Here is a 3,741-nt window from a genome sequence, read left to right as displayed (position 1 = left end):
AGTTCCCACGGGTCCTTGGCGGCCTTTTCGGCGAGCGCGATGATGGCCTTGATCACCGGCTGGATGCCGCGATGGGCAAACATCACAGCGCCGAGCATTTCGTCTTCCGAAAGCTCCTTGGCTTCGGATTCAACCATCATCACTGCATCATGCGTGCCGGCGACAACCAGATCGAGCCGGCCAGCGGCAACCTGCGCCTTGGACGGGTTGAGCAGATACTCACCATCAACGAAGCCAACGCGCGCCGAGGCGATCGGGCCCATGAACGGCACGCCGGAGATGGTCAGTGCGGCAGAAGCGGCGATCATGGCGACCATGTCGGCTTCGTTTTCACCGTCATAGCTGAGAACCTGAGCGATCACGTTGATTTCGTTGTAGAAACCTTCCGGAAACAACGGGCGCAGCGGGCGATCAATCAAGCGGCTGGTCAGCGTTTCGTGCTCGGTGGCACCGCGTTCGCGCTTGAAGAAGCCGCCGGGGATGCGGCCAGCTGCGGAATATTTTTCCTGATAATGGACAGTGAGCGGGAAGAAATCCTGCCCTTCCTTCACGGATTTGGCGGCGGTGACGGCGCACAGCACAACGGTTTCGCCGTAGGTGGCCAGCACGGCGCCATCAGCCTGACGGGCAATGCGGCCGGTTTCCAGGGTCAGCGTGCGGCCGCCCCAGTTCAATTCTTCTTTGTGGATGGTAAACATGATCTTCTTTCCTGGGCGCCGCGGCCCTATTGCCGAACGCCCCTTGCGGTGTGCCGCCCTTTGTGGCGACGGCTGCGCCCGGCGCGCTCATTCGCGGCGGGGCAGATAAAAGAACGGCCCCGCTGATGGGGGCCGTCCGGAACTGGATAGGCTTACTTGCGCAGGCCCAGTTTGGTGATGAGCGCAGTGTAGCGCGCTGCGTCGTTCTTCTTCAGATAATCAAGCAACGAGCGGCGTGTGTTGACCAGCACCAGCAGGCCGCGACGCGAGTGATTGTCCTTGGCGTGGGTCTTGAAATGCTCGGTCAGGTTGACGATGCGTTCCGTCAGGATGGCCACCTGAACTTCCGGCGAACCGGTGTCGGTGGGGCTGCGGGCATTGCCACTGATGATTTCGGCTTTCTTTTCGGCGGTTACCGACATCGTGCTACTCCTTCAATCGAGGTTGAACCCGCGCAGCACCCGCACCTCGCCCTCATGGGCCTCGACAAGCGCCACGGGAACAGATCCGTGGGCCGCGAGATGGGTGCCGTTGCTGGCTGGATGCCCGAGAAGCCTGCGCCCTTGTTTGAGCGCCGCCGCCTCATCTGGCGTGATGGCAAGAGCCGGGATGTCGTCCAGCCCTGTCATCAGTGGCAGTAGTACCTGTTCAAGCTGCGCGGCCTGCACCAGTTCGCCCAATTTGTCCAGCGATATTGCCTGCGCGAGGGCGAACGGGCCAGACCGTGTGCGGCGCAGCATGGTGACATGGCCCACTGTGCCCAGCGCACAAGAGATGTCGCGCGCCAGGCTGCGGATATAGGTGCCTTTCGATACGAAGCACGAAAAGCTGGCACTGTCTGATGTGGCAGCTGTGAAGGTAAGGCTGTGGATGACGAGGTGACGCGCCGCGAGGCTGACCGTCTCGCCGGCGCGGGCGAGCGTGTAGGCGCGCTGGCCGCCGACTTTCAGTGCCGAATAGGCTGGCGGGATTTGGGTGATCGGCCCGGTGAAGCGCGGCACGATGGCATGTATCTCCGCTTCGTTCGGGCGCACGTCGCAGGTGGCGGTAATCTCGCCTTCGGCATCCAGGGTGCTGGTTTCACTGCCAAATTGCACGGTGAAATCATAGGCCTTGGCGGCATCGAGCATGCGCCCCGCGAGCTTGGTGGCTTCGCCGAGCGCGATCGGCAGCACGCCGGTGGCCAGCGGATCAAGGGTGCCGCCGTGGCCGATGCGCGGGACGGTCAAGCCGTTTGTGCGCAGGATGCGTTTTACTGCGGCCACACCCTGAGCGCTGGTCAGGCCCAGCGGCTTGTCGAGGATGATCCAGCCGTTGATTGCAGCAAGATCAGTCCTCGCTGGCATCGTCATCCGCCGTGTCCGTGAGGTTTTTCCACGGGCGCGGTGTGGTGGTGGGCAGGGGCGGCAGGTCGCGGGCGATTTCCGGGCGTTTCAGCACGGCATCGATGCGGGCGCCGGCATCGAAGCTTTCGTCGCGGCGGAACGACAGATCGGGCGTGTATTTCGTTGCGAGCCGTTTGGCGACTTCGCCGCGCAGCCAGCCGCGATGCTGGCCCAGCGCCTTGATTACGGCGTCGTCATCGCCGTTCGATGCCTTCACGAACACGATGGCCTGGCGCAGATCGGGGGTGACGCGCGCTTCCGATACGGAAATAATGGTGCGCGTGAGCACATCGTCACGCAGATCACCGCGTGCGATGATTTCGGCAAGCGCGTGGCGCACCTGCTCTCCGATGCGCTGCAAGCGGATCGGGCGGCCTGGGGCGTCGTCTGTGGAACGGGGCATGATGCTAGTCCTCCCCAATCAAGGGTGGGTTCACTGAAGATGGGCGTGGTGGGGGCAGTGCAAGCCTGCCCCCATAAGCGCAGCGATCAGAGAGTCCGTTCCTTCATCTCGACTTCGTAGGTCTCGACGATATCGCCTTCCTTCACATCCGACGAATCCGCCAGTGTGATGCCGCATTCCAGACCGACCTTCACCTCGGCCACATCTTCCTTGAAGCGGCGCAGTGAAGCGATCGAGCCGGTGTAGATGATGACATCGTCGCGCATGACGCGGGCGCGGAGCGACTTCTTGATATAGCCCTCCAGCACGCGCAGGCCGGCGGCCTTGCCGATCTTGCCGGCCTGGAACACGTCCAATACCTGGGCGCGGCCCACAACGGTTTCGAAGGCTTCCGGGCCGAGCTGGCCGGCCATTGCCGCCTTCACTTCGTCGATCAGGTCGTAGATGACATCATAGTATTTCAGCGCCACGCCGTCACGCTGGGCGATTTCGCGGGCCTTGGCGTTGGCGCGGACGTTGAAGCCGATCACCGGTGCGCCCGAAGCTTTGGCGAGGGTCACGTCGCTTTCGGTGATGCCGCCGGTCGCGGCGAGCAGCACCTTGGCGCGGATCAGTTCGCTGCCGATCTTGTTCACAGCACCCGCGATGGCTTCGGCCGAACCTTGCGTATCGGCCTTGATGACCAGCGGGAATTCCTGGACCTTCTTGGCGCGCAGCACCGAGAACATGTCTTCCAGATTGGCCGGGCCGTTTCCGGCCGTGCGCTTGGCGGTGGCGAGGTCGGCACGATAATCGGCGACTTCGCGGGCGCGGGCTTCGTTTTCAACGACGGTTACCGGATCGCCGGCCTGCGGCACGCCGCCCAGGCCAAGCACTTCGACAGCCATCGACGGGCCGGCTTCCTTTACCTGGGCGCCTTGATCATCGACCAAGGCGCGCACGCGGCCCCATTCCTGACCCATCACGAAAATGTCGCCGCGTTTCAGGGTGCCGCGCCGCACCAGAACGGTGGCCAGCGGGCCCTTGCCCTTGTCGAGCCTGGCTTCGATTACGGTGCCTTCGGCAGAACGCGTCGGGTTGGCCTTGAATTCCGAGACTTCGGCGAGCAGCAGGATCTTTTCCAGCAGTTCGTCGAGGCCGGTTTTCTTCACCGCCGAAATTTCGACGTCCATCACGTCGCCGCCCATTTCTTCGACCTGCACATCCTGCTGCAGCAGGGCTGTGCGGATGCGGGCAGCGTCGGCGCCGGCCTTGT

Annotated in this window: 4 protein-coding genes and 1 pseudogene; all 5 read right to left on the bottom strand. The window is 63.2% G+C overall.

Features of this window, described 5'->3' with window-relative positions; genetic code table 11:
• Positions 1–698: pseudogene (locus tag ACESL8_RS09575) on the bottom strand (polyribonucleotide nucleotidyltransferase); the annotation flags it as partial.
• A gap of 152 nt (positions 699–850) precedes the next feature.
• Positions 851–1,120, bottom strand: a complete 270-nt coding sequence (gene rpsO, locus ACESL8_RS09570; protein WP_372918204.1) for a 30S ribosomal protein S15 — start codon at positions 1,118–1,120, stop codon at positions 851–853.
• A gap of 12 nt (positions 1,121–1,132) precedes the next feature.
• Complete coding sequence (gene truB, locus ACESL8_RS09565; RefSeq protein WP_372918206.1) at positions 1,133–2,044, bottom strand: tRNA pseudouridine(55) synthase TruB; 912 nt, start codon at positions 2,042–2,044, stop codon at positions 1,133–1,135.
• Entirely contained in the window at positions 2,028–2,486 is a 459-nt protein-coding gene (gene rbfA / locus ACESL8_RS09560) for a 30S ribosome-binding factor RbfA (protein WP_372918202.1), read from the bottom strand. The genes truB and rbfA overlap by 17 nt, the downstream gene beginning before the upstream one ends.
• Positions 2,487–2,572: 86 nt before the next feature.
• Positions 2,573–3,741 (bottom strand): translation initiation factor IF-2 (gene infB, locus ACESL8_RS09555; RefSeq protein ID WP_372918200.1); only part of this gene is annotated, 1,169 nt, incomplete at its 5' end.

Source organism: Sandarakinorhabdus sp. (assembly GCF_041689835.1).
Lineage (GTDB): Bacteria > Pseudomonadota > Alphaproteobacteria > Sphingomonadales > Sphingomonadaceae > Sandarakinorhabdus.
The sequence above is the reverse complement of the archived record's forward strand: the minus strand, read 5'-3'. Positions and strand labels throughout refer to the sequence as shown.

Bases quoted from the DNA above. Each gene is read 5' to 3' on its own strand.
- rpsO (WP_372918204.1), bottom strand. From the start codon at position 1,120: ATGTCGGTAACCGCCGAAAAGAAAGCCGAAATCATCAGTGGCAATGCC.
- rbfA (WP_372918202.1), bottom strand. From the start codon at position 2,486: ATGCCCCGTTCCACAGACGACGCCCCAGGCCGCCCGATCCGCTTGCAG.
- truB (WP_372918206.1), bottom strand. From the start codon at position 2,044: ATGCCAGCGAGGACTGATCTTGCTGCAATCAACGGCTGGATCATCCTC.